Origin of the sequence: Streptomyces sp. NPDC006997, assembly GCF_040635175.1 — a bacterium.
GTDB lineage: Bacteria > Actinomycetota > Actinomycetes > Streptomycetales > Streptomycetaceae > Streptomyces.
This window is the reverse complement of the sequence record NZ_JBEYHH010000029.1, coordinates 25,062-51,103: the sequence shown is the minus strand read 5'-3', so window position 1 is coordinate 51,103 and position 26,042 is coordinate 25,062. Positions and strand designations below refer to the sequence as shown.

The window sequence follows — 26,042 nt, the reverse complement described above, 5'->3', positions numbered from 1 at the left end:
CGGTCCGGCGGCGGCCGGTCAGCGCAGGCGGGCCACGCGCCACACGGCGAGCACGACCACCGCGGCCACCATCACGACGTACGCGACGACGACCCGCCAGTCCAGGCGGCGGCCGGAGCCGCGCTGGGGCAGGCCGGGCCAGGTGTAGCCCACCCTGCGGGCGGCCATCATGCCCCAGCCCGCCGCGCAGGAGCAGATGAGCAGGCCCAGCATCGCGATCATGGCCCCGCTGTCGCCGAAGTCGAAGGCGAGCGGGAAGGCGAACATCAGGGAGCCCAGCGCGCCCAGGCCGACGATCGGCGCGAGCTGCCAGATCCGCATCCGGCGCTGCGGCCGCAGTTCGACCTCGACCTCGGGCCCGCCGACGAAGATCTCGTCCGGCTCGGGGCCGTCGGCGGTCACGCCGTCGTGCGTGTCGTCCGGCCCGTCAGGGGTCAGACGGTCGTCGTCCCGCCCGGGTCCGTCACCGTCCGCCGCAGGGGCGACGTCGACGTGCTCGGCGTCCTGCGCCGTTTCCTGTGCGGTGTCGCGAGGGCTGGCCTCCATCGCCACGCGCCCTCCCAACTTGGACTCCACTGGTCGATCGAAGGTCGATGATGGCACGGCACCACAGGCCCCGATGACGGCCGGAGCGTCCCGATGCCATGACGTGATCAGGCTGTAACCGGTCGTTCGACCAACGTCAGTGCCTGTCGCGGAAGTTCCGGGAGGTCCGTCACGGCCCCACTCAGCCAATGCACGCGCGGGTCGCGCCTGAACCACGAGTCCTGGCGGCGCGCGAAGCGCTTGGTGGCACGGATGGTCTCCGTACGGGCCTCCTCCAGGGTGCACTCCCCGGCGAGTGCCGTGAGTACCTGCTGGTAGCCGAGCGCGCGGCCCGCCGTACGCCCCTCGCGCAGGCCCTGCGCCTCCAGTGCGCGCACCTCGTCGACGAGGCCCCGCTCCCACATCCGGTCGACCCGGCGCGCGATGCGCTCGTCCAGTTCCGGGCGGGCCACGTCGACGCCGATCTGGAGGGTGTCGTAGACGGAGTCGTGGCCGGGGAGGTTGGCGGTGAAGGGCTGGCCGGTGATCTCGATCACTTCCAGGGCGCGGACGATCCGGCGGCCGTTGCCGGGCAGGATCGCCCGTCCGGCCTCCGGGTCGGCGGCGGCGAGGCGGGCGTGCAGGGCGCCGGAGCCGCGCAGCGCGAGTTCCTCCTCCAGGCGGGCCCGGACCTCGGGGTCGGTGCCGGGGAACTCCAGGTTGTCGACGGCCGCGCGGACGTAGAGCCCGGAGCCGCCGACGAGGACGGGCCAGCGCCCGGCCGCGAGCAGGGCGTCGATGCGCTCCCGCGCGAGCCGCTGGTACTCGGCGACGGACGCCGTGACGGTGACGTCCCAGACGTCCAGCAGGTGATGGGGGACGCCGCCACGCTCGGCGGGCGTCAGCTTGGCGGTTCCGATGTCCATCCCACGGTAGAGCTGCATGGAGTCCGCGTTGACGACCTCGCCGCCGAGTTTCCGGGCGAGGAAGACGCCCAGATCGGACTTTCCGGCCGCGGTCGGTCCGACGACGGCGATGACTCGGGGGGCGGGGGCTGCGCTGCTCACGGCACCAGTCTCCCAAACCTCCGCCCGCGCCCTCGAACGAGTTACGTGACAGCGCGCGTCCGGTCTCGTTGCCCGTTGCGAGGTTCTCGCTGCCGGTTCGGACTGGCGGTTCGCACGGACGGTTCGCACAGGCGGACCCGGGCGACGCGGGATTTCGCTCACACGAGTAACGTATGGAGCTGATATGGGCGTTTTTGCACGGCTTTTCCGGAGGTCGAAGGCTACGGAGGAGGCGGCGGAGACCGCTGAGGCCCACACCGGGGCGGCTGAGACCGACACCGGGGCCCCGGAGGCCGGATCGACGGCGGCCGGGGCGGCGGTGACCGCGGAGGCGGCGGGGACGGAGGAGTCCGCCGAGGCCGACGCGGGTACGGGCACGAAGGGGACGACGGAGGACGGTGCCGAGGGCGGCGGTACCGACGGCGTCGACATCCCCAAGCAGCAGTCCGCCGAGGCGGTGGCCGACAGCGAGGCCGGTGAGGGCGTCCGCACGTAACTGCCCGCGAGGGAAGGTGCACGATGGGTCTGTTCGACAACTTCAAGTCCAAGCTCACCCCTGCCAAGGACAAGCTCTCGGGCCTCGCGCAACAGCACGGGGACAAGGTGCAGCACGGTCTCGACAAGGCCGCGAAGGCCGTGGACGAGAAGACCAAGGGCAAGTACAGCGACAGGATCCATACGGGCACGGGCAAGGCCAAGGGCGCCATGGACCGGCTCGCGCACAAGGACGACACCGGTTCGGGCGACGGGCCGGGCACGGCGCCGCGCTCCTGACCCAGGCGTCCCTCCACGTCCCGCGGCGGACGACCGCGGAGCTGGTGCTCCGCGGTCGTCCGCCGTCGCAACACGCCCTACGGGCCTACGACCAGGTGGCCACCAGGTAGCCCACGCCGTAGGGCGCCGCCTCGTACAGCAGGGAAGCGGCCAGTGACGCCGCCTCGCCCGCGCCCGCCAGGACCTGCCAGGCGGGGCGACCGGCGGCCTTGAGGGTGTGGGCCAGGGTCGGGTCCAGGGTCTTGAGCGTGGCGGTGTCCGCCGTCGCCAGCGCGTGCGCGACCGCGGTGTCGAAGGGCTCCGCGCGCTCGTCGAGGTAGCCCGGTGCCTTCAGGGTCCGGCAGGCGCTGGCGTCGGCCATCACCAGCAGTGCCACCCGTGCGGCTCGGGCGGCGACTGCCCTTCCGACTTCGATACACCGCTCGGCGGGGATCGGTTCCCGGACGGAGAGTCCCTCGATCGGGGCATCCGACCAACCGGTGTGCTCCAACAGCCACGCGCCCACCGCGAGCGACGCCGGGAGCGCCGGGGAGCGCTCGACGCCGGACTCCGCGGCCGGGCTCCCGAGGCGTACGTCGACGTCGACGCCGAAGCCCCGGAAGGTGCCGGGCGCGCCCTGGGCGTACCAGCGGGTGTCGGTGCCCGCCGTGTCGGTGCCGGTCCCGGGGTCGTCCGGGCCGATCACCACCAGCAGGTCCGGACGGGCGGCGGCAAGCACGCCCAGCGCGTCCGCGCAGGCCGCTCGCGCGGCGTCCAGCTCGGGGGCGGCACCGGCGGCGACCTGGGGCACGAGGAGGGGCGGACAGGGGCAGACTGCGGCGGCGACAAGCATGATCCGCAGGGTAGCCCCGCCGCGCGCGACGACGCGTGTGCGGCGGACGGGGCCGGTGCGGGGCGCGGAACAGGCCCCACACAACCGGCCCCCACCCCACAGCCCCCCGCCACACGTCAGTCGCAGCCGCAGCCCCCGGTCGCCGGTACCGGCTGCGGTGCCGGGGCGCCGATCTTGGGCAGGCCCAGCAGGACGCCCTTCGGCTTGGTGTCCTCAAGGTTCCGCTTCTCCCAGGCGTCGCCCGCGCGGGTGCGGCGGACGTCGCGTACCCGGCCCTCGGCGAGGAGGTGGTGCGGGGCGGCGTACGTCACCTCGACGGTGACCACGTCGCCGGGGCGTACCTCCTGGTCGGGCTTGGTGAAGTGGACCAGGCGGTTGTCGGGGGCGCGGCCGGAGAGGCGGTGGGTGGTGCCGTCCTTGCGGCCCTCACCCTCGGCGACCATCAGCTCCAGGGTGCGGCCGACCTGCTTCTTGTTCTCGTCCCAGGAGATCTCCTCCTGGAGGGCGACGAGACGCTCGTAGCGCGCCTGCACGACCTGCTTGGGGATCTGGCCGTCCATCTCGGCGGCCGGGGTGCCGGGGCGCTTGGAGTACTGGAAGGTGAACGCCTGTGCGAAGCGGGCCTCGCGGACGACGTGCAGGGTCTGCTCGAAGTCCTCCTCGGTCTCGCCGGGGAAGCCCACGATGATGTCCGTCGTGATGGCGGCGTGCGGGATGGCCGCGCGGACCTTCTCGATGATCCCGAGGTAGCGGTCCTGGCGGTAGGAGCGGCGCATCGCCTTCAGGACGGTGTCCGAGCCGGACTGGAGCGGCATGTGCAGCTGCGGCATCACGTTCGGCGTCTCGGCCATCGCCGCGATCACGTCGTCCGTGAAGTCGCGCGGGTGCGGGGAGGTGAAGCGGACGCGCTCCAGGCCGTCGATCCGGCCGCAGGCCCGCAGCAGCTTGCTGAACGCCTCGCGGTCGCCGATGTCGGAGCCGTAGGCGTTGACGTTCTGGCCGAGCAGGGTGATCTCCGAGACGCCCTCGGCGACCAGGGCCTCCACCTCGGCGAGGATGTCGCCGGGGCGGCGGTCCTTCTCCTTGCCGCGCAGCGCCGGGACGATGCAGAAGGTGCAGGTGTTGTTGCAGCCGACGGAGATCGACACCCAGGCCGCGTAGGCGCTCTCACGGCGCGTGGGCAGGGTGGACGGGAACGCCTCCAGGGACTCCGCGATCTCGACCTGCGCCTCGTCCTGGACGCGGGCGCGCTCCAGCAGGACGGGCAGCTTGCCGATGTTGTGGGTGCCGAAGACGACGTCCACCCAGGGCGCCTTCTTCACGATGGTGTCCCGGTCCTTCTGCGCCAGGCAGCCGCCGACCGCGATCCGCATCCCGGGCCGCCTGGCCTTCTTCGGCGCGAGGTGGCCGAGGTTGCCGTAGAGCCGGTTGTCGGCGTTCTCGCGTACGGCGCAGGTGTTGAAGACGACCACGTCCGCGTCGCCGTCCGACCCGTCGGGGGCGCGCTCGTACCCGGCGTCCTCCAGCAGTCCGGCCAGACGCTCGGAGTCATGGACGTTCATCTGGCATCCGTAGGTGCGGATCTCGTACGTCATGGTGCGGGGAACGTCCACTGCCGGGCTCCGGTGGCTGCTGCTGGTCATGGCTCAAGGGTAAGGGGGTGCCGGGAGCGCCCCGGCCCACGGGGAGTTGCCCGTACCGGGGAGCTCCCCGGCGGCCCTCCCGGAGGGACGCCCGCCGCCGCCCCCGCGGCGTCACCTGATTGTTATGGCGGATGACAAATGACCGCTCCCTACCTCTGGCGCACGGGTGCAGGGGCGCCGTAAGTTCCCGCTCACAACATTCAGCCGGGCGGATCATCCGAGATCCGGCATTCCTCCCGAGAGCACCTTTCTCGGCCATCTCCTCACCCTCGTGCGTCCGGTCGTCCGGCCGTAACACCAGAAAGGACCCTGCCCATGCGCAAGGGACTCCTCCTCATCACCGCCTCGGTGGCGCTGGCCAGCTCGCTCACCGCCTGCGGTTCCGACGACGGCTCCTCCGGCTCCGGCGGCGAGCAGCCGAAGATCGGCGTGATCCTCCCGGACAGCAAGTCCTCGGCTCGCTGGGAGACCGCGGACCGCAAGTACCTCAGCGAGGCGTTCAAGGCGGCGGGGGTCGACTACGACATCCAGAACGCGCAGGGCGACAAGCAGCAGTTCCAGACCATCGCCGACCAGATGATCACCAACGGGGTCAACGTCCTGGTGATCGTCAACCTCGACAGCGGCACCGGCAAGGCCGTGCTGGACAAGGCGAAGGCGCAGGGCGTCGCCACGATCGACTACGACCGGCTCACCCTCGGCGGCTCCGCGCAGTACTACGTGAGCTTCGACAACACCCAGGTCGGCACGTTGCAGGGCGAGGGCCTCAGCAAGTGCCTGAGCGACATGAAGGCCAAGAAGCCGATCATCGCCACGCTGAACGGCTCGCCGACCGACAACAACGCCACGCTGTTCGCCGACGGGTACAACGGCGTCCTCGACCCGAAGTACAAGTCGGGCGAGTACGTCAAGGGCCCCGACCAGTCCGTCCCGGACTGGGACAACGCCCAGGCCGGCACCATCTTCGAGCAGATGCTCACCAGCGAGCCCGAGGTCGGCGGTGTGCTCGCCGCCAACGACGGTCTCGGCAACGCCGCCATCGCCGTGCTGCGCAAGCAGAACCGCAACGGCGAGGTCCCGGTCACCGGCCAGGACGCCACCGTGCAGGGGCTGCAGAACATCCTGGCGGGAGACCAGTGCATGACGGTCTACAAGGCGGTCAAGAAGGAGGCGGACGCCACCGCCAAGCTGGCCATCTCGCTCGCCAAGGGCGAGAAGGGCGAGACGAACGCGACCGTCGAGGACCCCGAGGGCAAGCGCGAGGTGGCGGCCGTGCTGGAGACCCCGGTGGCCATCTACAAGGAGAACGTCAAGGACGTCGTGGACGACGGCTTCGTCAGCAAGGACGAGCTGTGCACGGGCAAGTACGCCGCCCTGTGCGCCGAGGCCGGCATCAAGTAGCTCCCCGACCGGCCGGTCCGAACCGACCGCGCTTCCACCGACGTTCGGACCGGCCGACCGCGGGCCGTGGGACCTGACCCCCACGGCCCGCGACCTCACGACCGTAAGGAGCCGTCTTCCATGACAGCGACCCCGATCCTCCGACTGCGCGGGATCGACAAGAGTTTCGGCCCGGTGCAGGTCCTGCACGACGTTTCCTTCGACGTCCACGAGGGTGAGGTGACCGCCCTCATCGGCGACAACGGCGCCGGAAAGTCGACCCTCGTCAAGTGCATCGGCGGCATCCACCCGATCGACGGCGGCGAGTACTGGTTCGACGGCGAGCGGGTCCAGGTACACAACCCGCGCGACGCGGCGGCCCTGGGCGTCGAGATCGTTTACCAGGACCTGGCGCTCTGCGACAACCTCGACATCGTCCAGAACATGTTCCTCGGCCGTGAGAAGCGCCGCGGACTCGTCCTGGACAACGCGACGATGGAGGAGATGGCGGCCAGGACCCTCGAAGGGCTGTCCGTCCGCACCGTCAAGTCCATCCGCCAGCAGGTCTCCAGCCTCTCCGGCGGCCAGCGGCAGACGGTGGCCATCGCCAAGGCCGTGCTGTGGAACAGCAAGGTGGTCATCCTCGACGAGCCGACCGCCGCGCTCGGTGTCGCGCAGACGGCGCAGGTCCTCGAACTGGTCCGGCGGCTGGCCGACAACGGCCTCGCCGTGGTCCTGATCTCGCACAACATGAACGACGTCTTCGCCGTGTCCGACCGGATCGCCGCCCTCTACCTCGGCCGGATGGCCGCCCAGGTCAAGGCGTCCGACGTGACGCACTCCCAGGTCGTCGAACTCATCACCTCGGGCCGCAGCGGAGACCTCGGCCTCGCCACCACCAACGGAGCCACCGCATGACCGCCGCCGTCGCCCCCGAGAAGCCGGACATGCCGGACGACTCCGGAACACCGGGCAAGAACGCCACCGCCGACCCCGCGAGCCTGCGCTCGATCGCCCACGGCTACGTCGAGCGGCTGCGCGGCGGCGAGTTGGGCGCCCTGCCCGCCGTCCTCGGCCTGATCGTCCTGTGCGTGTTCTTCGCCGCCCTGCGCCCGGTCTTCCTGTCCGAGCTGAACTTCGCCAACCTGCTCACCCAGGGCGCGGGCAGCATCGCCATCGCCATGGGGCTGGTCTTCGTCCTCCTCCTCGGCGAGATCGACCTGTCCGCGGGGTACGCCAGCGGGGTCTGCGCCGCCGTACTGGCCATCCTGCTCACCGACCACGGGTGGCCCTGGTACGGCGCCGTGGGGGCGGCGATCGTCACCGGCTCGGTCATCGGCCTGCTGCTCGGCGTCCTGGTCGCGAGGGTCGGCATCCCCTCCTTCGTCGTCACGCTGGCCGCCTTCCTCGGCTTCCAGGGCATCGTGCTGATGCTGCTGAAGGAGGGCACCAACGTCTCCGTCCGGGACCAGACGATCCTGGCCATCGCCAACGACAACCTCTCCCCCGCCCTCGGCTGGGTGTTCCTGGCCCTCTGCGTCGCGGCCTACGCGGCGATCCAGCTCCGGCAGAACCTCAACCGCCGACGGCGCGGCCTCTCCACCGCCCCGCCCGTGCTGCTCGCGGTGCGGATCGGCGGCCTGGCGGTGCTCGGCGCGGTCGCCGTCCACCTGCTCAACCAGGAGCGCAGCCGCAACGTCATCGTCGACTCGCTCAAGGGCGTCCCGGTCGTGGTGCCGGTCATCACCGCCCTGCTCGTCGCCGGTACGTTCGTACTCCAGCGCACCTCGTTCGGGCTGCACTTCTACGCCGTGGGCGGCAACCCCGAGGCGGCGCGGCGGGCCGGCATCAACGTGGCCGCCGTCCGGATCGCCGCGTTCGTCATCTGCTCGTCCCTGGCCGCGGTCGGCGGCATCATCGCCGCGTCCCGGGGCAACTCGGTGGACCCCAACACCGGTGGCAGCAACGTGCTGCTGCTGGCGGTCGGCGCGGCGGTGATCGGCGGGACCAGCCTGTTCGGCGGGCGGGGCAGGGTCGTGGACGCGGTGCTCGGCGGCATGGTCGTCGCGGTGATCCAGAACGGCATGGGTCTGATGGGGTACAGCTCGGGGGTCAAGTACGCTGTCACGGGTTCGGTGCTGCTCGTGGCCGCGGGCGTGGACGCGCTGTCCCGTCGCCGCGCCCCACAACGATGAGATTCGGGGGACCATGAAAGCCGGTCCCTCGCAGGAAGAGATCCGCCGGCACAACCTCGGCACCCTGCTCCGCCACGTGCACATCGACGGCGCCCTGTCGCGGGCGGTCCTGGCCGACCGTATGGGCCTGAACCGCAGCACGATCCTCGGACTGGTCAGCGAACTGACCTCGGCCGGGCTGGTCCGTGAGGAACTACCCCGGGACACCGGCCGGGCGGGACGGCCGTCCCTGGTCGTCCGGTCCGAGCACGACCGGGCGTACGTCCTGGCCTTCGACGTCGGTGTGGACCGGCTGACCGCCGCGCGCGTCGGCCTCGGCGGGGTCTTCCTCGACCGGCGGGCGACGCCCCTGTCCCCCGGTCACCGCGGCGTCGCCGAAGTGACCGCCGTGATCGCGGACTTCGCCGGTCAGCTGACGGCCAGCGCGCGGCAGGGCACCGTCTGTGTCGGCGTGGGGGCCGCCGTCCGCGGGCTGGTCCGCGGGCCCGACGGCCTGGTCCGCGCCGCCTTCCACCTCGGCTGGGAGGACGAGGAGTTCGGCGCTGACCTCACCCGTCGGCTGGACCTCGGCCTGCCCGTGGCGGTCGGCAACGAGGCGAGCCTCGGCGCCCTCGCCGAGCACCTGCGCGGTGCGGGCACCGGCTGCCAGGACCTGCTCTACCTGCACGGCGACATCGGCATCGGCGGCGGCGTCATCTCCGGCGGCCGGCTGCTGGGCGGTGACACCGGGTACGGCGGGGAAGTCGGGCACCTGGTCGTCAACCCGCGCGGCGGACGGCCCTGCGGCTGCGGCGCGCGGGGCTGCCTGGAGGCGGAGGCCGGTGAGCGCGCCCTGCTGGAGGGCGCCCGGCGGGACCCCTCGGCCACCGGCCGGGAGGCCGTGCGCGCCGTCGTGGAGGCCGCCGACCGGGGGGACATCGCCGCCCGCGCGGCCCTGCACGACGTCGGCGACTGGCTCGGCATCGGCGTCGCCAGCCTGGTCAACGTCCTCAACCCGCGCACCGTCGTCTTCGGCGGCACGCTCCGCGAGGTGTACCTCGGCTCCGCCGCCCAGATCCGCAGCCGCGTGAACACCCACGCCCTCACGCCCTCGCGGGAGAACCTGCGGCTGCGGGTCGGCGAGCTGGGCGACGACGCCGCCCTCGTCGGCGCCGCCGAACTCGCCTTCTCCCGCATCCTGGACGGCCCGCTGGAAGCGCTGGCCCCCACCGGCGCGGCGCCGCAGCCGCAGGCCGGACGGTAGGACGGCCGCGTCGCGGCCCCGCCCGTCACGCGGTGCGTCTCAGCGGCACGGCGGAGCGGTGCAGGCCGGGGGCCTGGTCGAGCATCTGCCGGAACAGCTGGCGCAGCTTCGGGGACGGCTCCCGGCCGGACTCCTCGACGAGCCGCCGCCGGGCCGCGTGGTAGACGCCGACCGCCTCGGCCTGCCGACCGCTCTGGTAGAGCGCCACCATCAGCAGCTCGGTGATCCGCTCCCGCCCCGGGTGGGCGATGCTCATCCGCTTCAGCTCCCCCACCGCCCGCATCGGCTCCCCCGCGCGGATCCGCAGCCAGTGGGCGTCCTCCCGCGCGGACAGGTACTCCTCCTCCCACTCCGCCACGGCGCTCCGGCACAGCGGCCCCACCGCCGCGTCCCCGAGCGGCACGCCCTGCCACAGCGCGAGGGCCCGGTCCAGCAGTTCCCGCGCGGCGGACAGGTCGTTGCCCGCCAGCGCCCGGTGGGAGCGGCGGACGTACGCGCGGAAGCGGTGCAGGTCGATGTCGTCGGGCGACACGTCCAGGCGGTACCCGGAGCCGTGGGTGCGCAGCACGTCCGCCGCCGGGTCGCCGGTCGCCCGGACCAGGGCGCGCCGCAGCCGCGAGACGTGGGCCTGGAGCGCGTTCTCCACGGTGACCGGCCGGCTGTCCGTCCACAGCTCGTCGTACAGCGTCGACGCGGGCACGACGGCGGGCGCCCGGACGAGCAGGCTCGCCAGCAGAACGCGCTGACGCCGCCCTGGGACGGCGTGGTAGGCACCGCCCGTACCGACCGCCACGGTGCCCAGGACCCGGAACCGCATGAGTACCCCCGTAGGCTCGCGACCTGCGCCATGCCGTCGCATTGTGGGGGCCCGCCCTAGACTCCGGCTGGACAGCGCGCGTTCGCCCGGGTCAGCCGCCGTCCGGCTGCCAGCCCTGCCGCCGCAGTACGGCGGTGACGTCCGGCGCCTCGTAGTGCGCGCCCTTGAGCACCTTGCCGTCGGGGCCCCGGACCGCCTGCCCGTCGGGGCCCCGCTTGGTCATGTTCGCGCGGTGCACCTCGGCTATCACCTGGTCCAGGTCGACGCCGTGCACGAGGGCGGTGCCGTAGGCGACGTACACGACGTCCGCCAGCTCGTGCGCGAGCCGGTCGAGCGGTCCGCCGACGGAGACCTCGGCGACCTCGGCGGCCTCCTCCGCCAGCAGCGCCCGGCGCTGCGCGGCCAGCTCGGCGGGCACCTCGGTGGGTCTGCTGCGGGCGTCCAGACCGAAGGCGCGGTGGAACTCCCGGACCAGGTCTGCGGGCGACGAACTCATGCCACCGACTCTAACGACCCCCACTGACAGCGCCGTGCCGCTCGGGCCCGCCCGCGTTGCGGTGTGACAACGGCCCTGGTCACCACGGCGCACCGGCTGGCAGGATCGCGCGCATGTCCAGAGTGTTCCCCCGGGTCGGCGGGCGCTGGGCCCTTCGGGGCGCGGCCGTCGGCGTCGTGGTGCTCGGGCTGCTGCTGTGGTGGCTGCTGCCGCTGGGTGAGACACCGCCGAGCGGCACGATCACGTTCAGCACCGGGACACCCCGCGGCGTCTACCAGAAGTACGGCACCCTGCTCCGCACCGAGCTGGGCAAGGACATGCCGGACCTGGCGGTACGGCTCGTCACCAGCGACGGCTCGCAGCAGAACATCGCGCGCGTGGCGGCCGGCGAGGCCGACTTCGCGATCGCCGCGGCGGACGCGGTGGAGACGTACCAGCTCGACGACGGGAAGGGCGCCGACGGGCTGCGCGGGGTCGCCCGGCTGTACGACGACTACGTCCACCTCGTCGTCCCGCTCGGCTCGGACATCGAGTCCGTCGCCGACCTGAAGGGCAAGCGGGTCGCCATCGGGCTGCCGCGCTCGGGCGTACGGCTGATCGCGGAGCGGGTGCTGCGGACGGCGGGCATCAGCCCACAGGAGGACATCACCCCGCTGCCCGACGGCATCGACACCGGCCCCGACCGGCTGAGGAACGGGGACCTCGACGCGTTCTTCTGGTCCGGCGGGCTGCCCACGGACGGGCTGCGGGAACTCTCCGAGACGTTCGACTTCCGGCTGGTGCCGCTCGACGCCGACTTCGTCACCCGGCTGCACCGGCAGGGCCCCGGCACCCTCTACTACCGCGCCACCAACATGCCGCTGTCGCCCTACCGGCCCGGCCAGCGGGAGGCCGGGACGGTGCCCACCATCGCGGTGTCCAACGTGCTGATCACCCGCGAGGACGTCGACCCGGCGCTGATCGAGTGGGTCACCCGCACCGTCCTCGACAGCCGCGACGGCATCGGCAGGCACGTCCACCCCGCCCAGCTCGTCGACCTGCGCACCGCGATCTACACCGACCCGCTGCCCCTGCACGACGGCGCCCGGCGCTACTACCGCTCGGTCAAGCCGTAGCCTCCCGCGCGGCCGGACCGCCCGGCCGCCATCACCGTGACGGCTCCTACGCGGCCGGACCCGACCTCGGCACCGTCACCGTCACCCGCAGCCCCCGCGACCCGTCGGTGTCGCCCGGCAGATGGTGGTCGTAGGCGATGCGCCCGCCGCCCGCCGCGAGGAGGGCACGGGAGATGGAGAGGCCGAGGCCGGACCCCTTGACGTTCTGGTGGCGTCCGCTGCGCCAGAAGCGGTCGCCCACGCGGGACAGCTCCTCGTCGGTCAGACCCGGCCCGTGGTCGGCGACCACGACGGTCGAGGTGTCGCCGTTGGAGGCGACGGCGACCTCGACGCTCTCGCCCTCCGGCGTGAACTTCACCGCGTTGTCGATCACCGCGTCCAGGGCGCTGGACAGCGCGACGGGGTCGGCCCAGGCGGTGGTCGGCGGGCAGTCCCCCAGCAGCCGTACCCCCTTGGCCTCGGCGGTCGGCGCCCAGGCGGCGACGCGCTCGGCGGTCAGCGCGCCGATGTCGGTCAGCTGGAGGTCGGCCTCGGAGTGCTCGGCCAGCGCCAGGTCGAGCAGGTCGTCCAGGACCTGGGCCAGGCGGCGGCCCTCGGCCCGGACGGAGGCGATCTCCTCGTTCCCCTCCGGCAGCTCCAAGGCGAGCAGCTCGATGCGCAGCAGCAGCGCCGAGAGCGGGTTGCGCAGCTGGTGCGAGGCGTCGGCGACGAAGGCGCGCTGCTGCTCCAGGACGTCCTCGACGTTGTCCGCCATCTCGTTGAACGATCGGGTCAGCCGTCTGAGTTCCGGTGGCCCGCTGCCGACGGCTACGCGGGACTTCAGCCGTCCGGTGGCGATGTCGTGCGTGGTGGCGTCCAGGACCCGCACCGGCCTGAGCACCCACCCGGTCAGCCGCAGCGCGGCCCCGACGGCCAGCAGCATCGCGGCGATCTCGCCCACCCCGATGACCAGCCAGCCGTACAGGGTGCGCGAGCGCATCTGGCCGGTGGGCGAGTCGGTGACGACGACGGCGACGACGTCACCGTCCCGGATGACCGGCGACGCCACTACCAGGCGCCCCCGCTGCCAGGGCCACACCTGCTCGGGATCGTCGCTGCGGCGGCTCAGCAGCGCCTCGTCGAAGGCGTCCCGCACCTCACCCGTCGGGGGGAGGAGCCAGTCCACCGGGGCGTTGGCCATGGGAGTGCGGTTGCGGTAGAAGACGCCGACCCTGATGCCGTAGACCCGGTGGTAGCTGTCGAGTTCCCGGCGGAGCGTCTCCAGGCGTTCGTTCGGCGGCGCGGGCGGCGCTCCGCCGGGGGTGTCGGTGACGAACTGGGCGAGCGCCGCGAAGAACGCCGTGTCGTCGATCCGGTCGACGACGACCCGCTGCTGCTGGGCGGCGGCGACGCTGACGGCGAGCGGCACACCGAGGGCGAGCAGGACGGCCGCCATCAGGATGATCAGCAGCGGCAGCAGACGTGTGCGCACCGAGCCCCGCTAGGCGGCGGGCTCGACGAGCCGGTAGCCGACGCCCCGCACGGTCTCGATCAGCGCGGGCAGCCGCAGCTTGGCGCGCAGTGAGGCCACGTGCACCTCCAGGGTGCGCCCGGTCCCCTCCCAGCTGGTGCGCCACACCTCGCTGATGATCTGCTCCCGGCGGAAGACGACGCCGGGGCGCTGCGCCAGCAGGGCGAGCAGGTCGAACTCCTTGCGGGTCAGCTGGACGACCAGGCCGTCCACCCTGACCTGCCGCGTGGGCAGCTCGATGTGTACGGAGCCGAGCCGCAGCGCGGTCTCGCCGCCCCCGCCCGCCTCCTCCGGCACGGTGCGCCTGCTGACGGCGTGGATCCGCGCGAGCAGCTCACCGGTGTCGTACGGCTTCACCACGTAGTCGTCGGCCCCGAGGTTGAGGCCGTGGATGCGGGAGCGGACGTCGGCACGCGCGGTGACCATGATCACCGGGACGGCGGTGCGCTTGCGGATCTTGCCGCACACCTCGTAGCCGTCCTGGTCGGGCAGGCCGAGGTCGAGCAGGACGACCCCGAACCCGGCGCCCTCGGGGACGAGCGCCCGGAGTGCCTCCTCCCCGCTGCGCGCGTGGGTGACGTCGAAGCCGTGCCGCGCGAGAACCGCGGACAGAGCGGCGGCGACATGGTCGTCGTCCTCGACGAGGAGCAGTCTCACCCTGGCCTCCTTCGGTTCATCGCTGGTACGGAAAAGGGTCACCGGCCGGACCGGTCCCGCGGGTAGGACACCCCCCACGCGCGCGTGCACATGGCAGTCACGCTGATGGACGACGACGGCGTCAAGGGAGTTCCGCTCCCGTGACGGGTTCCGTTATCCGGCCGATACCGGTGCGGGTCACCGGGGGCTACCAGCCGTGTCCAGCTGCTATCGGATCGTGATACTCAAATTCGCCTCAGATGTAATGACGCAGGTCGCGTAGGGTAGCTACTGTCCTCCGAAACCGAGGAGGACGGAGCCAGCAAGCGATGACCGAAGTATCGGTGGCCAAGGAAGACGTGGCCGCGACCGGCGAACTGGTCGTCCTGAAGGGTGTCAACAAGCACTTTGGCGCGTTGCACGTGCTCCAGGACATCGATCTGACGATCGCCCGCGGCGAGGTCGTCGTGGTCATCGGGCCCTCCGGGTCCGGCAAGTCCACCCTGTGCCGCACCATCAACCGCCTGGAGACGATCGACTCGGGCGCGATCGCGATCGACGGCAAGCCGCTGCCCGACGAGGGCAAGGCGCTGGCCCGGCTCCGCGCCGACGTCGGGATGGTCTTCCAGTCGTTCAACCTCTTCGCGCACAAGACCGTGCTCGAGAACGTGATGCTCGGCCAGATCAAGGTCCGCAAGGCGGACAGGAAGAAGGCCGAGGAGAAGGCGCGCGCCCTGCTGGACCGCGTCGGTGTCGCCACCCAGGCGGACAAGTACCCCGCGCAGCTCTCCGGCGGGCAGCAGCAGCGTGTCGCGATCGCGCGGGCGCTGGCCATGGACCCCAAGGTCATGCTCTTCGACGAGCCGACGTCGGCCCTCGACCCGGAGATGATCAACGAGGTCCTGGAGGTGATGCAGCAGCTCGCCCGGGACGGCATGACGATGATCGTGGTCACCCACGAGATGGGCTTCGCCCGGTCCGCCGCCAATCGCGTGGTGTTCATGGCGGACGGCCGCATCGTCGAGGAGGCTTCGCCCGACCAGTTCTTCAGCAATCCGCGCAGTGACCGTGCCAAGGACTTCCTGTCGAAGATCCTGCACCACTGACGGCGTTGGTCGCCCCCGGCGGCCACCCACGTCACCCGCACCGACGGTTCCCCCTTCATCAGGCAAAGGATGTTCACCATGAAGCTCCGCAAGGTCACCGCAGCGGCCGCCGCCGCCCTCGTCCTCTCCCTGACCGCGACCGCCTGCGGCGGTGACGACGGCGACAGCGAGGACACGGGTTCGGGTTCCGGTGGCGGCGACAAGATCAAGGTCGGCATCAAGTACGACCAGCCCGGTCTGGGCCTGAAGGAGCCCGACGGTTCCTTCTCCGGCTTCGACGTGGACGTGGCCACGTACGTCGCCAAGGAGCTGGGCTACGACGCCGACCAGATCGAGTGGGTCGAGACCAAGAGCGCCGACCGTGAGAACGCCCTCGCCCGCGGTGACGTGAAGATGATCGCGGCGACCTACTCCATCACCGACGAGCGCAAGGAGAAGGTCGACTTCGCCGGACCGTACCTGCTGGCCCACCAGGACCTGCTGGTCAAGACGGACTCCGACATCACCGAGGCCACGGACCTCAACTCGAAGAAGCTGTGCTCCGTGACCGGCTCGACCTCGGCGCAGAACGTCTCCGACAAGTTCGCCCCGAAGGCCCAGCTGAAGGAGTACGGCACCTACTCGGAGTGCATCGCCGGTCTGCAGAGCGGTGCCGTGGACGCGGTGACGACCGACGACTCGATCCTCGCGGGCTTCGCCGCCCAGGACCAGTACGAGGGCCAGTTCAAGCTCGCCGGTCTGAAGCTGAGCAACGAGAACTACGGCATCGGCGTCAAGAAGGGCGACACCGAGACCGTCGACAAGATCAACAAGGCGCTGGAGAAGATGGTCAGCGACGGCGCCTGGGACACCGCCGTGAAGGACAACTTCGGCCCGGCGAACTACCAGAACGAGCCCGCCCCGAAGATCGGCGACATCGTCCAGTAACGGAGTCCGTGCAGGGCGGCGTTCCAGCGCGGACGCCGCCCTGTCACGCGGAGTCCGCACGGCGCGCCGCCGCCCGCCGCGATCACGGCGGCGGCCCGCCGGTCCGCCACCACCCACCCGGAAGCGCGGGAGATCGTGTTCGACTTTCTTTCTGAGTATGACAATCCAACCCTGTTGGGTGCCTTCTGGGTGACGGTGCAGCTCACCGTGTTCTCGGCCATCGGCTCCCTGGTCTGGGGCACCATCCTGGCGGCGATGCGCGTCAGCCCGGTGCCGCTGATGCGAGGCTTCGGGACGGCGTACGTCAACATCGTCCGCAACATCCCGCTGACCGTCATCATCGTCTTCACCTCCCTCGGCCTCGCCGACATCTTCGGGGTGACGATGGGCGCCCCCGACGACTTCGAGCTCCAGGGCTTCCGGCTCGCGGTGCTCGGCCTGGTGGCCTACACCGCCGCGTTCGTCTGCGAGGCGCTGCGCTCCGGCATCAACACCGTCCCCGTCGGACAGGCGGAGGCGGCCCGCGCGCTCGGGCTGAGCTTCACCCAGGTGCTGTCGCTCATCGTGCTGCCGCAGGCGTTCCGCTCGGTCATCGGCCCGCTGGCCAACGTACTGATCGCGCTCACCAAGAACACCACGGTGGCGGCGGCGATCGGCGTGGGCGAGGCGGCCCTCCTGATGAAGGAAATGATCGAGAACGAGGCCCAGACCGTGCTGATCGGCGCCGTCTTCGCCTTCGGTTTCGTGGTACTGACCCTGCCGACCGGTCTGATCCTCGGCTGGCTGAGCAAGCGACTGGCGGTGAAGCGGTGACCTCCGTCCTCTACGACGCCCCCGGCCCCAGGGCCAAGCGGCGCAACGTCATCTTCTCGGTGGTCTTCTTCGCCCTGCTCGCCCTGGTGCTGTGGTGGGTCTGGCGGGTCATGGACGACAAGGGCCAGCTCGAGTGGGCCCTGTGGAAGCCGTTCACGCAGTCGGAGGCGTGGACGACGTACCTGCTGCCCGGACTCGGCGAGACCCTGAAGGCCGCCGCGCTGGCGATGGTCATCGCCCTGCCGCTCGGCGCCGTCTTCGGCATCGCGCGCATGTCCGACCACCGCTGGGTGCGGATTCCGGCGGGCGCGGTGGTCGAGTTCTTCCGCGCCATCCCGGTGCTGCTGCTGATGCTGTTCGCCAACGAGTTCTACGCCCGCTCCACGGGGGTCGAGAGCGCGGACCGGCCGCTGTACGCCGTCGTCACCGGCCTGGTGCTCTACAACGCCTCCGTCCTCGCCGAGGTCGTCCGGGCGGGCATCCTGGCCCTTCCCAAGGGGCAGACGGAGGCCGCGCAGGCGATCGGGCTGCGCAAGAGCCAGACGATGACCAGCATCCTGCTGCCGCAGGCGGTCACCGCGATGCTCCCGGCCATCGTCAGCCAGCTGGTCGTCATCGTGAAGGACACCGCGCTCGGCGGCGTGATGATCGGCTTCACCGAGCTGCTGAACGCCCGCGGCACGCTCGCCGCCAACTACGCCAACGTCATCCCGAGCTTCATCGTGGTGGCGGTCATCTACATCGTCCTCAACTTCCTCCTCACCAGCTTCGCGAGCTGGCTGGAGGCCCGGCTGCGGCGCAGCAAGCGCGGCACGGGCGCGGTGCTCGGCGTCGAGGACGTCGACGAGCTGAACGCGGCGGAGGTCGGCGGCACCCACGGGACCGGCGCGGGCGGCGGAACCTGACCGTCCAGTGACCTGTGAGGCCCCAGGGCCCCTTGCGGAGGCAGTGGCGTGATCGCCACTGCCTCCGTCGCTTGACGCAAGCACCGGCAATGGGTTGCATACGTTCTGTGATCGTGCACCCTGCTCCAACCTCTTGTTCACATACGTCCCCGTTGAGGACGCCGCCGAGGGCAGGGAGCGCCGCGCCGTGGACCCGGTGATCATCGTCGGGGCGGGGCCCGTGGGGCTCACGCTCGCACTGGCGCTGGCCCGCCAGGAGGTGCCGTCCGTGGTCCTGGACGAGGGTCCGGGCAACGACGAACCACGGCTCGCGCGCACGGTCGTCCTGCCCGAGGACACCGTCGCCCTGCTGACGCGGCTGACCGGCGCGCCGATCGCCGAGGCGGGCGCGCACTGGGCCGGATGGCGGTCGATGCGGCGCAAGCAGGTGATGCGCGCCGTCGATTTCGACGCCGGTCCCGGCACGGCGGCTGACGAGCCCGACTTCGGCTTCGGCGCCGCCGAGGAGGAGCCCGGCGAGGAGCCCGCCGAGGCGGCCGGGCCCTCCCCGCTGCACCTCGCCCAGCACGTCCTGACCGGTGCCCTGCGCGCCGCCCTCGCCCGCCAGCGGCTGGCCAGGCTCGTCGTCGACAGCCGCGTCGACGGCATCGAGCAGGAACGCTCCGGCATCAGCGCCCACACCCGCGGCCCCGCCGGCACCTGGTGGCGCGGCAGCTACCTGGTCGGCTGCGACGGCCCCCGCTCCACCGTCCGCAAACTCCAGGACATCCGCTTCCCCGGCCGTACGGCGGTGGAGCGGCACGCCGTCGCCGCGCTGCGCACGGACCTTCCGTGGCCCGGCCGCGCGTTGCTCCACCGGACGCCCCCGTGGCGGACGTCGGGCCCCTCGGGCGGGGAGGTGACCGCGCGTCCGCTGCCGGACGGCGTCTGGCGCCTCGACTGGCTGCTGCCGCCCGGCAAGGACCTGGTCACGCCCGAGCTGCTGGTAGCACGGATCCGGGAGACGCTGATCGGCTGGACGGGCGACGCCTCACCGTCGTACGAGCTGCTCGACACCGGCGTGCACACCGTCCACCACCGGCTGGCGCGGCGCTGGCGGGTCGGCCGGGTCCTCCTCGCCGGGGACGCGGCGCACTGCCTGGGCACGCTCGGCACGCAGGGCCTCGACGAGGGGCTGCGGGACGCCGACAACCTCGCCTGGAAGCTGGCGCTGGCCTGGCACCACGGGCCCAGGGAGGCGCTCCTCGACAGCTACCAGAGCGAGCGGCGCGGCGCGGTCGCCGCCCGGCTGCGCGCCGCCGACCAGGCGCTGCCGATACTGCGCGGCGGCAAGGGCCTGCGCGCCTACGTCCCCGGCACCGCCCGGGGCCACGACGCCCTGCTCACCGACGGCCATCTGGGGCGCGGGGCGCTGGGCGCGCCGGGGTCGTACGCCGGCTCGCCGCTGACGCCCCGTGGGCTGGAGGGGGCGGTTCCGGTCGGCACGGCGCCGGGGGCGCCGGTCACGGACGTGCGGGTCACGGCGGAGGACGGCACGTTCGTACGGCTCCGGGACCGGCTCGGCCGGGGGGCGCTGCTCGTCGTCCTGGTCGCACCGGGTACGGGCGTGTGGGAGCGCAAGCACTGGGTGACGGCCGGTGTCATGCCCCGGCTGGCGGCCGCGGTGGCGGCGCTGCCGCTGCCCGCGGAGCTGCTGGTCGCCGAGAGCTATCCGGGAGCGGCGGCGCACACCGTGCTGCTCGTGCGCCCCGACGGCCACCTCGTCGCCGCGCTCGGCGGGGTGCGCCCGGCCGACCTCTACACGGCGGCGGAGACGGCCCTCGGCGGTGCGGCGGCGGGCGGGGCGACCACGGCGCCGGAGGCGGAGGCGACGGCCGGATCGCGCTGACTACCGGCCGTGGACGCGGAGTTGACCGTCCGGGGCCGCCGTGGTGTACTCCGGCCCATGACCGACACCTGTGTGCGCCTGTGGCGGAGGGTCCATATGGACCTGGTCCGCTACGCGGGCTGCGTGTGTCGTCCGTCCTGCTGAACTCGCGTTTTCCCACCGCGCCGCCGCGATGCCGCGCGTCCCCTCGCGAACGCCCACAGGACGGTACCCGTGTCTGTCTCGCCCGCCATCCCCGCCTCCGCGCCCCGTTCCACCGCGTCCCCCACGCAGGCGGACCTCCTCGACTTCGTACGACGCACCGCCGCCGACGCCGAGCTGATCGCGTCGCTCCCCCTCGACCCCGGGGGCCGCACCTGGGTGCGGCTGGACGGGCCGGGCGGCAGCGAGGCGTGGCTGATCGGCTGGCCGCCGGGCTCCGGCACCGGCTGGCACGACCACGCCGACTCCATCGGCGCCTTCACCACCGCCGCCGGGGCGCTGCGGGAGTCCTCACTCGCCGCGCGGCTGCCCACCGACGGCTGGCGGACCCTCGAACTCACCGAGGGCGTGGACCGCGAGCGGGTCCTCCCCGCCGGACGGGGCCGGTCCTTCGGCAGGCACCACGTCCACGAGGTCCTCAACGACTCCCCCGACCGACACGCCGTCTCCGTGCACGCCTACCACCCGCCGCTGCCCCGGATCCGTCGTTACAGTCGCAGCGGATCAATCCTGCGCCTGGAGCAGGTCGAACGTCCGGAGGACTGGCAGTGAGCGGCTTCCCTGAACAGACCGTCCGCATCGACACGTTGCTGGAGCGGGTGCGCGCCGGGTACGACCGTGTGGACCCGCACACCGCGTACCGCGCCGCCCGCGCCGGTGAGGCGCTGCTGGTGGACATCCGCTACGCGGCCCTGCGGAAGCGGGACGGCCTCATCCCCGGCGCCCTGGTCGTGGAGCGCAACGAACTGGAGTGGCGCCTCGACCCGCTCGGCGACCACCGACTCCCCGAGGCCACCGACCATGACCTGCGGATCATCGTGGTCTGTAACGAGGGCTACGCCTCCAGCCTGGCCGCGGAGTCCCTCCACCGCCTGGGCCTGACCCGGGCGACCGACCTGGTCGGCGGTTTCCAGGCGTGGCGGTCGGCGGGACTGCCGGTGACGGACTAGCGCGACAGTCAGCGATCGGCAGCCCCGCGTCAGTACTCCTCGCCGTCCGGGAACCCGGTGTCCTCGCCCTCCTCCTCCAGCGCCTGCCGCACGACCCGCAGGGCCATGCCCTCGGGGTAGCCCTTGCGGGCGAGCATCCCGGCGAGCCGCCGTATCCGCTTGTCGCGGTCGAGGCCACGGGTGGCGCGCAGCTTGCGGGCGACGAGTTCGCGGGCGGTCGCCTCCTCCTGCTCGGAGTCGAGCTGGGCGACGGCCTCGTCGATCAGCGTGGAGTCGACGCCCTTGGTCCGCAGCTCCCGGGCGAGTGCGCGCCGGGCCAGCCCCCGGCCGTGGTGCCGGGACTCCACCCAGGCGTCCGCGAACGCGCTGTCGTTGATCAGCCCGACCTCCTCGAACCGCGACAGCACCTCCTCGGCCACCTCGTCGGGGATCTCCCGCTTGCGCAGCGCGTCGGCGAGCTGTTTGCGGGTCCGCGGGGTCCCGGTGAGCAGGCGCAGGCAGATCGCCCGTGCCCGCTCACCCGGGTCCCCAGAGGGCGCCGCCGCCTCGGCCCTCGACAAGGAGGCGGCGTCCCCGTCCTCAGCGGCGTCCGCCTCACCGAAGCCACGCCTACGGCGCCCACGGGCCCCCCGTGCCCCGCCGCCACCACGACGCCGACCACCGCCCGCGTCCGGATCGCGCGGACCGCCGGAGACATCGCCGTCAGGAGACTGACCGTCCCCGTCATCCCCGTACACCGGGCCCGTACCGTCCCCGTCATCCCCGTACACCGGGCCCGTACCGTCCCCGTCATCCCCGTACACCGGGCCCGTACCGTCCCCGATGCCCCTCCCCCGTGGGGCACCGGAGGCCGTGTACTCGTACTCGGCCCAGTCGGTTCGTCGTGTCACGGTCAGCTCTTGGCTGCGGCGGCCTTGGTCTTGGCCGCCTTGGTCGCCGCCGGGGCCGTGACCGGCTTGGCGGCGTCACCCGTGGCGGTGGTGACCGCGGCGTCCGCGCCCGGTTCGACGGCGGGCTCCTCCGGCCGTACGCCGACGCCCAGCTTCTCCTTGATCTTCTTCTCGATCTCGTTGGCCAGGTCGGGGTTGTCCTTGAGGAAGTTGCGCGCGTTCTCCTTGCCCTGGCCGAGTTGGTCGCCCTCGTACGTGTACCAGGCACCGGCCTTGCGGACGAAGCCGTGCTCCACGCCCATGTCGATGAGACCGCCCTCGCGGCTGATGCCGTGGCCGTAGAGGATGTCGAACTCGGCCTGCTTGAAGGGCGGCGCGACCTTGTTCTTGACGACCTTGCAGCGGGTGCGGTTGCCGACCGCGTCCGTGCCGTCCTTCAGGGTCTCGATGCGGCGGATGTCGATGCGCACCGAGGCGTAGAACTTCAGGGCCCGGCCACCGGTCGTGGTCTCCGGCGAGCCGAACATCACGCCGATCTTCTCGCGGAGCTGGTTGATGAAGATCGCGGTGGTCTTGGACTGGTTGAGCGCGCTGGTGATCTTCCGGAGCGCCTGGCTCATCAGACGGGCCTGGAGACCCACGTGCGAGTCGCCCATCTCACCCTCGATCTCCGCGCGGGGGACGAGCGCGGCGACGGAGTCGATGACGATGAGGTCGAGCGCGCCGGAGCGGACCAGCATGTCCACGATCTCCAGCGCCTGCTCGCCGTTGTCCGGCTGGGACAGGATCAGGTTGTCGATGTCGACGCCGAGCTTCTTCGCGTACTCGGGGTCGAGGGCGTGCTCCGCGTCCACGAAGGCGACCTGGCCTCCGGCCTTCTGCGCGTTGGCCACGGCGTGCAGGGTCAGGGTCGTCTTACCGGACGACTCCGGTCCGTAGATCTCCACGACACGGCCACGCGGCAGGCCGCCGACGCCGAGGGCCACGTCGAGGGCGGTCGATCCGGTCGGGATGACCTCGATGGGCTCCTTCGACCGCTCGCCCATGCGCATGACCGCGCCCTTGCCGAATTGCCGTTCAATCTGTGCGAGCGCGGCGTCGAGCGCCTTCTCGCGGTCGGTTCCTGCCATGGGTTCCACCCGGTTTGCTTGAGTCGATCGCTTCACGTCAAAGACGCTAACGCCTGCCACTGACAATGCGCCTCGACGCGGGTCCGGCCTGTGGATAACTCCCGGACATCCCACCCCCAACTGGGGCAGAATCCCCGTCAAGAACCTCGCCGGAGCCTCCATGAGAATGGATGTTCGATTTTCGTGTCAAGCGTGCCACACGACGCTCAGGAGAGGGCAGCCGCCCCTCAGGCGGGCCCCTCCTCGGACCCCGCCCTTGGATCCGCACCGATGCCACGCGCCCACAGCCGCCGCGCCCGCTCCCGCATCCCCGGCCCCGACGCCGACGCCGGCACCCGCTGCCGGTGCCCCTGCACCCGGGGGTCGTCGGTCACGTCGTACCGCTTCACGTACGCCCCGAGGAACGCCTGGAGCGTGGCGACCGCCGGAATGGCGATCAGCGCGCCCACGGCGCCGAGCAGCGCGGTGCCGGCGATGACCGAACCGAAGGCGACCGCGGGATGGATGTCGACGGTCCTCGACGTCAGCTTCGGCTGGAGCACGTAGTTCTCGAACTGCTGGTAGATCACGACGAAGACCAGCACCCACAGCGCGTACCAGGGGTCCACGGTGAAGGCGATCAGCATCGGCAGGGCACCCGCCAGATACGTGCCGATGGTCGGGATGAACTGCGAGACCAGACCCACCCAGACGGCGAGCACGGGCGCGTACGGGACGTCCAGCGCCGCCAGCAACACATAGTGCGCGACGCCCGAGATCAGCGCCATCAGCCCGCGCGAGTACAGGTACCCGCCGGTCTTGTCGACGGCGATCTCCCACGCGCGCAGCACCTCGGCCTGCCGCGCGGGCGGCAGCACGGAGCACAGCGCGCGCCGCAGCCGGGGCCCGTCCGCGGCGAAGTAGAACGAGAACAGCGCGACCGTCAGCAGCCGGAACAGCCCGCCCAGCACCTGCGCGGAGACGTCCAGCACACCGGTGGCGCTGTTCTGGACGTACTTCCGCAGCCAGTCGGAGTGCAGCAGGCTGTCCTGGATGTCGACGCGCCGCAGCTCGGTGCGGAAGGTCGTGTTGATCCAGTTGATGACGGAGTCCAGGTACTCCGGGAACCCCTCGATCATCCTGACGATCTGCCCGGCCAGCATCGAGCCGAGCAGGGTGACGAACCCCGCCACGGCGATGAGCAGGCCCAGGAAGACCAGGAAGGTGGCCAGGCCCCGGCGCATACCCCGGGACGCCATCCAGCTCACCGCCGGTTCTATGGCCAGCGCCAGGAAGAACGCGATGAGTACGTTGATCAGCAGGCCGATGAGCTGGTGGAAGGCCCAGCTGCCGAGCTGGAACAGGGCGACGAGCGCGAGCGCCAGCACCATCGCGCGCGGCAGCCAGCGCGGCATACGCGCGGGCGCGGCGACATCGTCGGCCCGCGCGGAGGGCACCGTCGGGGGGTGGGGACGGTCGGACACGGTCTCGTCTGTGGATGCCACGGAGCAAGTCTCACCCACGTCGGCGGCATCCGGGACCGTCCCGGTACCTCCGTGACGGGTCAGCGCTTCTCCTGTGGCACGTTCATGACGCCGCACACCACGCGCCAGACGTCCTTGGCCTCCCAGCCGGCGTTGAGCGCCTCGTTCACCGTGCGTTCGCCCAGCTCCGACATCACGTGATCGCGCGCGAAGGTGTCGGCGTACCCCGCACCGAAGTGCTCCGCCATCCGCTCCCAGAAGACCGTCAACCGCATGACCCCAGTATCCCGCCCCTGAGTGGGCACTCCCGCGCGGACCACCTGCGGGCCGCCGCCACCCCCTACGGTCGCCCCATGGCCGAAACAGGAGCATCCCCACCTCCCCCGGCGCGCTCCCCGCTCTCGCGTGCCGAACACTTCGTCTGGCTCACCGCGCGGGTGCTGGAGCAACGTCTGTTCGCCCACCACTTCCGCGACGGCGGCGCGGACCCCGTGGAGACCGCGTTGGACGCCTACCGCAACGCCGACGGCGGCTACGGCCACGGCCTGGAGCCCGACCTGCGCGGCCCGGTCAGCCAGCCCCTGCACACCGCGCACGCCCTGCGCGTCCTGGACGCCATCGGACGCTGCACCGGACAGCGCATCGAACGCGTGTGCCGCTACCTGACCGGCGTCTCCACCCCGGAGGGCGCGCTCCCGGCCGTCCACCCGAGCCAGCGCGGCTACCCGGCGGCCCCCTTCATCCCCGTCGTCGACGACCCACCGGGCGAGTTGCTGGCCACCGGCCCGGTGGTCGGACTGCTGCACCGCAACGGGGTGTGGCACGCCTGGCTGTTCCGCGCCACGGACTTCTGCTGGCAGGCGGTCGAGTCCCTGGAGCGGTCCCACCCCTACGAGGTCGAGGCCGCCGTGGCCTTCCTGGACGCCGCGCCCGACCGCCCCCGCGCGGAGGCCGCCGCCGACCGCCTGGGCCGACTGGTACGCGAACAGCGCCTGGCCGTCCTCGACCCGGACACCCCCGACGCCTTCCCCGCCGCCCCCGGCTACGCCCCGGGCGAGCACCACTTCCCGCACGACTACGCGCGCACCCCGCGCTCCGTGGCGCGCGCCTGGTTCACCGACGACGAGATGAGCCGCTCCCTGGACTTCCTCACGGCCGCCCAGCACCAGGACGGCGGCTGGCCGATCCGCTGGCACCAGTGGGCACCGTCCACGGCCGTGGAGGCCCGCCCCCTGGTGACGATCGAGGCACTGCGCACCCTGGAGGCCCACGGCCGCCCGATCACCTGACGGGAAGCAACGACGACGCGAGGCCGCCGTACAACGGAAGGGGACGGGTCGGGGGTGTCCGCCCGCAGCGGTTGCCGCGTCAACCCCGGCACCCCCAGCCACCTGATTCCGCGCCGTTCCGAGGACGGACACCCCCGACCCGCCCCCGCCCCCACGGCGGCAAGGCGCGACGGGCACCCCACGACCCGCACGGGCCGTCGCAGGCACAGAGACAAACGACCAGCTCAGCCCACATGTCAGTCCCGAG

At 72.0% G+C, this 26,042-nt stretch carries 28 protein-coding genes; 16 read left to right on the top strand and 12 right to left on the bottom strand.

The window, feature by feature from the left end:
- Positions 1–18: 18 nt before the first annotated feature.
- Positions 19–546 carry a hypothetical protein gene (locus ABZ659_RS26195; RefSeq protein WP_360224492.1) on the bottom strand — a complete coding sequence of 176 codons (528 nt, stop codon included), beginning with the start codon at positions 544–546 and terminating at the stop codon, positions 19–21.
- A 107-nt stretch (positions 547–653) separates the two neighbouring features.
- Positions 654–1,592, bottom strand: a complete 939-nt coding sequence (gene miaA, locus ABZ659_RS26190) for a tRNA (adenosine(37)-N6)-dimethylallyltransferase MiaA (RefSeq protein WP_360224490.1) — start codon at positions 1,590–1,592, stop codon at positions 654–656.
- A 184-nt stretch (positions 1,593–1,776) separates the two neighbouring features.
- Between miaA and ABZ659_RS26185 the strand changes: the two genes are divergently transcribed.
- The gene (locus ABZ659_RS26185; protein ID WP_360224488.1) at positions 1,777–2,088 is read left to right on the top strand and encodes a hypothetical protein; all 312 of its coding nucleotides are present in this window, start codon (positions 1,777–1,779) and stop codon (positions 2,086–2,088) included.
- Positions 2,089–2,111: 23 nt separating this feature from the next.
- Entirely contained in the window at positions 2,112–2,366 is a 255-nt protein-coding gene (locus ABZ659_RS26180) for an antitoxin (protein WP_360224486.1), read from the top strand.
- 85 nt (positions 2,367–2,451) lie between these two features.
- On the opposite strand, the gene ABZ659_RS26175 is transcribed toward ABZ659_RS26180, so the two are convergent.
- Both ABZ659_RS26175 and miaB read right to left on the bottom strand, forming a co-directional pair.
- On the bottom strand, positions 2,452–3,198 hold the full coding sequence (locus ABZ659_RS26175; protein WP_360224484.1) for a class III extradiol dioxygenase subunit B-like domain-containing protein: 747 nt from the start codon (positions 3,196–3,198) through the stop codon (positions 2,452–2,454).
- Between the two features lie 116 nt (positions 3,199–3,314).
- Positions 3,315–4,841: a tRNA (N6-isopentenyl adenosine(37)-C2)-methylthiotransferase MiaB gene (gene miaB / locus ABZ659_RS26170; protein ID WP_360224482.1), complete on the bottom strand. Its 1,527-nt coding sequence runs from the start codon at positions 4,839–4,841 to the stop codon at positions 3,315–3,317.
- Between the two features lie 315 nt (positions 4,842–5,156).
- On the opposite strand from miaB, the gene ABZ659_RS26165 reads away from it, so the two are divergent.
- The 4 genes from ABZ659_RS26165 (at position 5,157) to ABZ659_RS26150 (ending at position 9,659) form a co-directional block, all read left to right on the top strand.
- Positions 5,157–6,242 (top strand): substrate-binding domain-containing protein, encoded by a 1,086-nt coding sequence (locus ABZ659_RS26165; protein ID WP_360224480.1) that lies wholly within the window; start codon positions 5,157–5,159, stop codon positions 6,240–6,242.
- A 120-nt stretch (positions 6,243–6,362) separates the two neighbouring features.
- Positions 6,363–7,139, top strand: a complete 777-nt coding sequence (locus tag ABZ659_RS26160; protein ID WP_360224479.1) for an ATP-binding cassette domain-containing protein — start codon at positions 6,363–6,365, stop codon at positions 7,137–7,139.
- Positions 7,136–8,416, top strand: a complete 1,281-nt coding sequence (locus ABZ659_RS26155; RefSeq protein WP_360224477.1) for an ABC transporter permease — start codon at positions 7,136–7,138, stop codon at positions 8,414–8,416. The genes ABZ659_RS26160 and ABZ659_RS26155 overlap by 4 nt, the downstream gene beginning before the upstream one ends.
- Before the next feature lie 13 nt (positions 8,417–8,429).
- Positions 8,430–9,659: an ROK family transcriptional regulator gene (locus tag ABZ659_RS26150; RefSeq protein WP_360224475.1), complete on the top strand. Its 1,230-nt coding sequence runs from the start codon at positions 8,430–8,432 to the stop codon at positions 9,657–9,659.
- Positions 9,660–9,684: 25 nt separating this feature from the next.
- On the opposite strand, the gene ABZ659_RS26145 is transcribed toward ABZ659_RS26150, so the two are convergent.
- Positions 9,685–10,476 (bottom strand): AfsR/SARP family transcriptional regulator, encoded by a 792-nt coding sequence (locus ABZ659_RS26145; protein WP_360224474.1) that lies wholly within the window; start codon positions 10,474–10,476, stop codon positions 9,685–9,687.
- A gap of 91 nt (positions 10,477–10,567) precedes the next feature.
- Entirely contained in the window at positions 10,568–10,972 is a 405-nt protein-coding gene (locus tag ABZ659_RS26140; protein ID WP_360224472.1) for a MazG nucleotide pyrophosphohydrolase domain-containing protein, read from the bottom strand.
- A 113-nt stretch (positions 10,973–11,085) separates the two neighbouring features.
- Here ABZ659_RS26140 and ABZ659_RS26135 point away from each other — a divergent pair, with 113 nt between their 5' ends.
- Positions 11,086–12,087: a TAXI family TRAP transporter solute-binding subunit gene (locus ABZ659_RS26135; protein ID WP_360224470.1), complete on the top strand. Its 1,002-nt coding sequence runs from the start codon at positions 11,086–11,088 to the stop codon at positions 12,085–12,087.
- A gap of 46 nt (positions 12,088–12,133) precedes the next feature.
- On the opposite strand, the gene ABZ659_RS26130 is transcribed toward ABZ659_RS26135, so the two are convergent.
- Positions 12,134–13,558, bottom strand: a complete 1,425-nt coding sequence (locus ABZ659_RS26130; protein WP_360224468.1) for a HAMP domain-containing sensor histidine kinase — start codon at positions 13,556–13,558, stop codon at positions 12,134–12,136.
- A 9-nt stretch (positions 13,559–13,567) separates the two neighbouring features.
- Entirely contained in the window at positions 13,568–14,254 is a 687-nt protein-coding gene (locus ABZ659_RS26125; RefSeq protein ID WP_360224466.1) for a response regulator transcription factor, read from the bottom strand.
- Positions 14,255–14,562: 308 nt separating this feature from the next.
- Between ABZ659_RS26125 and ABZ659_RS26120 the strand changes: the two genes are divergently transcribed.
- From ABZ659_RS26120 to ABZ659_RS26085, 8 genes are all read left to right on the top strand, one after another.
- Positions 14,563–15,339, top strand: a complete 777-nt coding sequence (locus ABZ659_RS26120; RefSeq protein ID WP_360224464.1) for an amino acid ABC transporter ATP-binding protein — start codon at positions 14,563–14,565, stop codon at positions 15,337–15,339.
- Between the two features lie 78 nt (positions 15,340–15,417).
- Positions 15,418–16,266, top strand: a complete 849-nt coding sequence (locus ABZ659_RS26115) for a glutamate ABC transporter substrate-binding protein (RefSeq protein ID WP_360224462.1) — start codon at positions 15,418–15,420, stop codon at positions 16,264–16,266.
- A gap of 135 nt (positions 16,267–16,401) precedes the next feature.
- A complete protein-coding gene (locus tag ABZ659_RS26110) occupies positions 16,402–17,079 on the top strand; it encodes an amino acid ABC transporter permease (RefSeq protein ID WP_360224460.1) in 678 nt (225 codons plus the stop codon).
- Positions 17,076–17,984 carry an amino acid ABC transporter permease gene (locus ABZ659_RS26105; RefSeq protein ID WP_360224458.1) on the top strand — a complete coding sequence of 303 codons (909 nt, stop codon included), beginning with the start codon at positions 17,076–17,078 and terminating at the stop codon, positions 17,982–17,984. The genes ABZ659_RS26110 and ABZ659_RS26105 overlap by 4 nt, the downstream gene beginning before the upstream one ends.
- Positions 17,985–18,171: 187 nt before the next feature.
- Positions 18,172–19,872, top strand: coding sequence for an FAD-dependent monooxygenase (locus ABZ659_RS26100; RefSeq protein ID WP_360224568.1), 1,701 nt, complete (start codon positions 18,172–18,174; stop codon positions 19,870–19,872).
- A gap of 57 nt (positions 19,873–19,929) precedes the next feature.
- Positions 19,930–20,016, top strand: a complete 87-nt coding sequence (locus tag ABZ659_RS26095) for a putative leader peptide (RefSeq protein WP_313960178.1) — start codon at positions 19,930–19,932, stop codon at positions 20,014–20,016.
- Between the two features lie 69 nt (positions 20,017–20,085).
- Positions 20,086–20,625 carry a cysteine dioxygenase gene (locus ABZ659_RS26090; protein ID WP_360224456.1) on the top strand — a complete coding sequence of 180 codons (540 nt, stop codon included), beginning with the start codon at positions 20,086–20,088 and terminating at the stop codon, positions 20,623–20,625.
- Positions 20,622–21,023: a rhodanese-like domain-containing protein gene (locus ABZ659_RS26085; RefSeq protein WP_360224454.1), complete on the top strand. Its 402-nt coding sequence runs from the start codon at positions 20,622–20,624 to the stop codon at positions 21,021–21,023. The genes ABZ659_RS26090 and ABZ659_RS26085 overlap by 4 nt, the downstream gene beginning before the upstream one ends.
- Before the next feature lie 29 nt (positions 21,024–21,052).
- Here ABZ659_RS26085 and recX read toward each other — a convergent pair whose 3' ends face one another.
- The 4 genes from recX to ABZ659_RS26065 all read right to left on the bottom strand — a co-directional run bounded on the left by recX (position 21,053) and on the right by ABZ659_RS26065 (position 24,781).
- The gene (recX, locus tag ABZ659_RS26080; protein WP_360224452.1) at positions 21,053–21,913 is read right to left on the bottom strand and encodes a recombination regulator RecX; all 861 of its coding nucleotides are present in this window, start codon (positions 21,911–21,913) and stop codon (positions 21,053–21,055) included.
- 2 nt (positions 21,914–21,915) lie between these two features.
- Positions 21,916–23,043: a recombinase RecA gene (gene recA, locus ABZ659_RS26075; protein ID WP_360224450.1), complete on the bottom strand. Its 1,128-nt coding sequence runs from the start codon at positions 23,041–23,043 to the stop codon at positions 21,916–21,918.
- A gap of 227 nt (positions 23,044–23,270) precedes the next feature.
- The gene (locus ABZ659_RS26070; RefSeq protein ID WP_360224566.1) at positions 23,271–24,437 is read right to left on the bottom strand and encodes an AI-2E family transporter; all 1,167 of its coding nucleotides are present in this window, start codon (positions 24,435–24,437) and stop codon (positions 23,271–23,273) included.
- A gap of 149 nt (positions 24,438–24,586) precedes the next feature.
- A complete protein-coding gene (locus tag ABZ659_RS26065) occupies positions 24,587–24,781 on the bottom strand; it encodes a DUF3046 domain-containing protein (RefSeq protein WP_360224448.1) in 195 nt (64 codons plus the stop codon).
- Between the two features lie 78 nt (positions 24,782–24,859).
- On the opposite strand from ABZ659_RS26065, the gene ABZ659_RS26060 reads away from it, so the two are divergent.
- On the top strand, positions 24,860–25,795 hold the full coding sequence (locus ABZ659_RS26060; protein WP_360224446.1) for a hypothetical protein: 936 nt from the start codon (positions 24,860–24,862) through the stop codon (positions 25,793–25,795).
- Positions 25,796–26,042: the final 247 nt, after the last annotated feature.

Bases quoted from the DNA above. Each gene is read 5' to 3' on its own strand.
- ABZ659_RS26195 (WP_360224492.1), bottom strand. From the start codon at position 546: ATGGAGGCCAGCCCTCGCGACACCGCACAGGAAACGGCGCAGGACGCC.
- ABZ659_RS26185 (WP_360224488.1), top strand. From the start codon at position 1,777: ATGGGCGTTTTTGCACGGCTTTTCCGGAGGTCGAAGGCTACGGAGGAG.
- ABZ659_RS26180 (WP_360224486.1), top strand. From the start codon at position 2,112: ATGGGTCTGTTCGACAACTTCAAGTCCAAGCTCACCCCTGCCAAGGAC.
- ABZ659_RS26175 (WP_360224484.1), bottom strand. From the start codon at position 3,198: ATGCTTGTCGCCGCCGCAGTCTGCCCCTGTCCGCCCCTCCTCGTGCCC.
- miaB (WP_360224482.1), bottom strand. From the start codon at position 4,841: ATGACCAGCAGCAGCCACCGGAGCCCGGCAGTGGACGTTCCCCGCACC.
- ABZ659_RS26165 (WP_360224480.1), top strand. From the start codon at position 5,157: ATGCGCAAGGGACTCCTCCTCATCACCGCCTCGGTGGCGCTGGCCAGC.
- ABZ659_RS26160 (WP_360224479.1), top strand. From the start codon at position 6,363: ATGACAGCGACCCCGATCCTCCGACTGCGCGGGATCGACAAGAGTTTC.
- ABZ659_RS26155 (WP_360224477.1), top strand. From the start codon at position 7,136: ATGACCGCCGCCGTCGCCCCCGAGAAGCCGGACATGCCGGACGACTCC.
- ABZ659_RS26150 (WP_360224475.1), top strand. From the start codon at position 8,430: ATGAAAGCCGGTCCCTCGCAGGAAGAGATCCGCCGGCACAACCTCGGC.
- ABZ659_RS26145 (WP_360224474.1), bottom strand. From the start codon at position 10,476: ATGCGGTTCCGGGTCCTGGGCACCGTGGCGGTCGGTACGGGCGGTGCC.
- ABZ659_RS26140 (WP_360224472.1), bottom strand. From the start codon at position 10,972: ATGAGTTCGTCGCCCGCAGACCTGGTCCGGGAGTTCCACCGCGCCTTC.
- ABZ659_RS26135 (WP_360224470.1), top strand. From the start codon at position 11,086: ATGTCCAGAGTGTTCCCCCGGGTCGGCGGGCGCTGGGCCCTTCGGGGC.
- ABZ659_RS26120 (WP_360224464.1), top strand. From the start codon at position 14,563: ATGACCGAAGTATCGGTGGCCAAGGAAGACGTGGCCGCGACCGGCGAA.
- ABZ659_RS26115 (WP_360224462.1), top strand. From the start codon at position 15,418: ATGAAGCTCCGCAAGGTCACCGCAGCGGCCGCCGCCGCCCTCGTCCTC.
- ABZ659_RS26095 (WP_313960178.1), top strand. From the start codon at position 19,930: ATGACCGACACCTGTGTGCGCCTGTGGCGGAGGGTCCATATGGACCTG.
- recA (WP_360224450.1), bottom strand. From the start codon at position 23,043: ATGGCAGGAACCGACCGCGAGAAGGCGCTCGACGCCGCGCTCGCACAG.
- ABZ659_RS26070 (WP_360224566.1), bottom strand. From the start codon at position 24,437: ATGCCGCGCTGGCTGCCGCGCGCGATGGTGCTGGCGCTCGCGCTCGTC.
- ABZ659_RS26065 (WP_360224448.1), bottom strand. From the start codon at position 24,781: ATGCGGTTGACGGTCTTCTGGGAGCGGATGGCGGAGCACTTCGGTGCG.
- ABZ659_RS26060 (WP_360224446.1), top strand. From the start codon at position 24,860: ATGGCCGAAACAGGAGCATCCCCACCTCCCCCGGCGCGCTCCCCGCTC.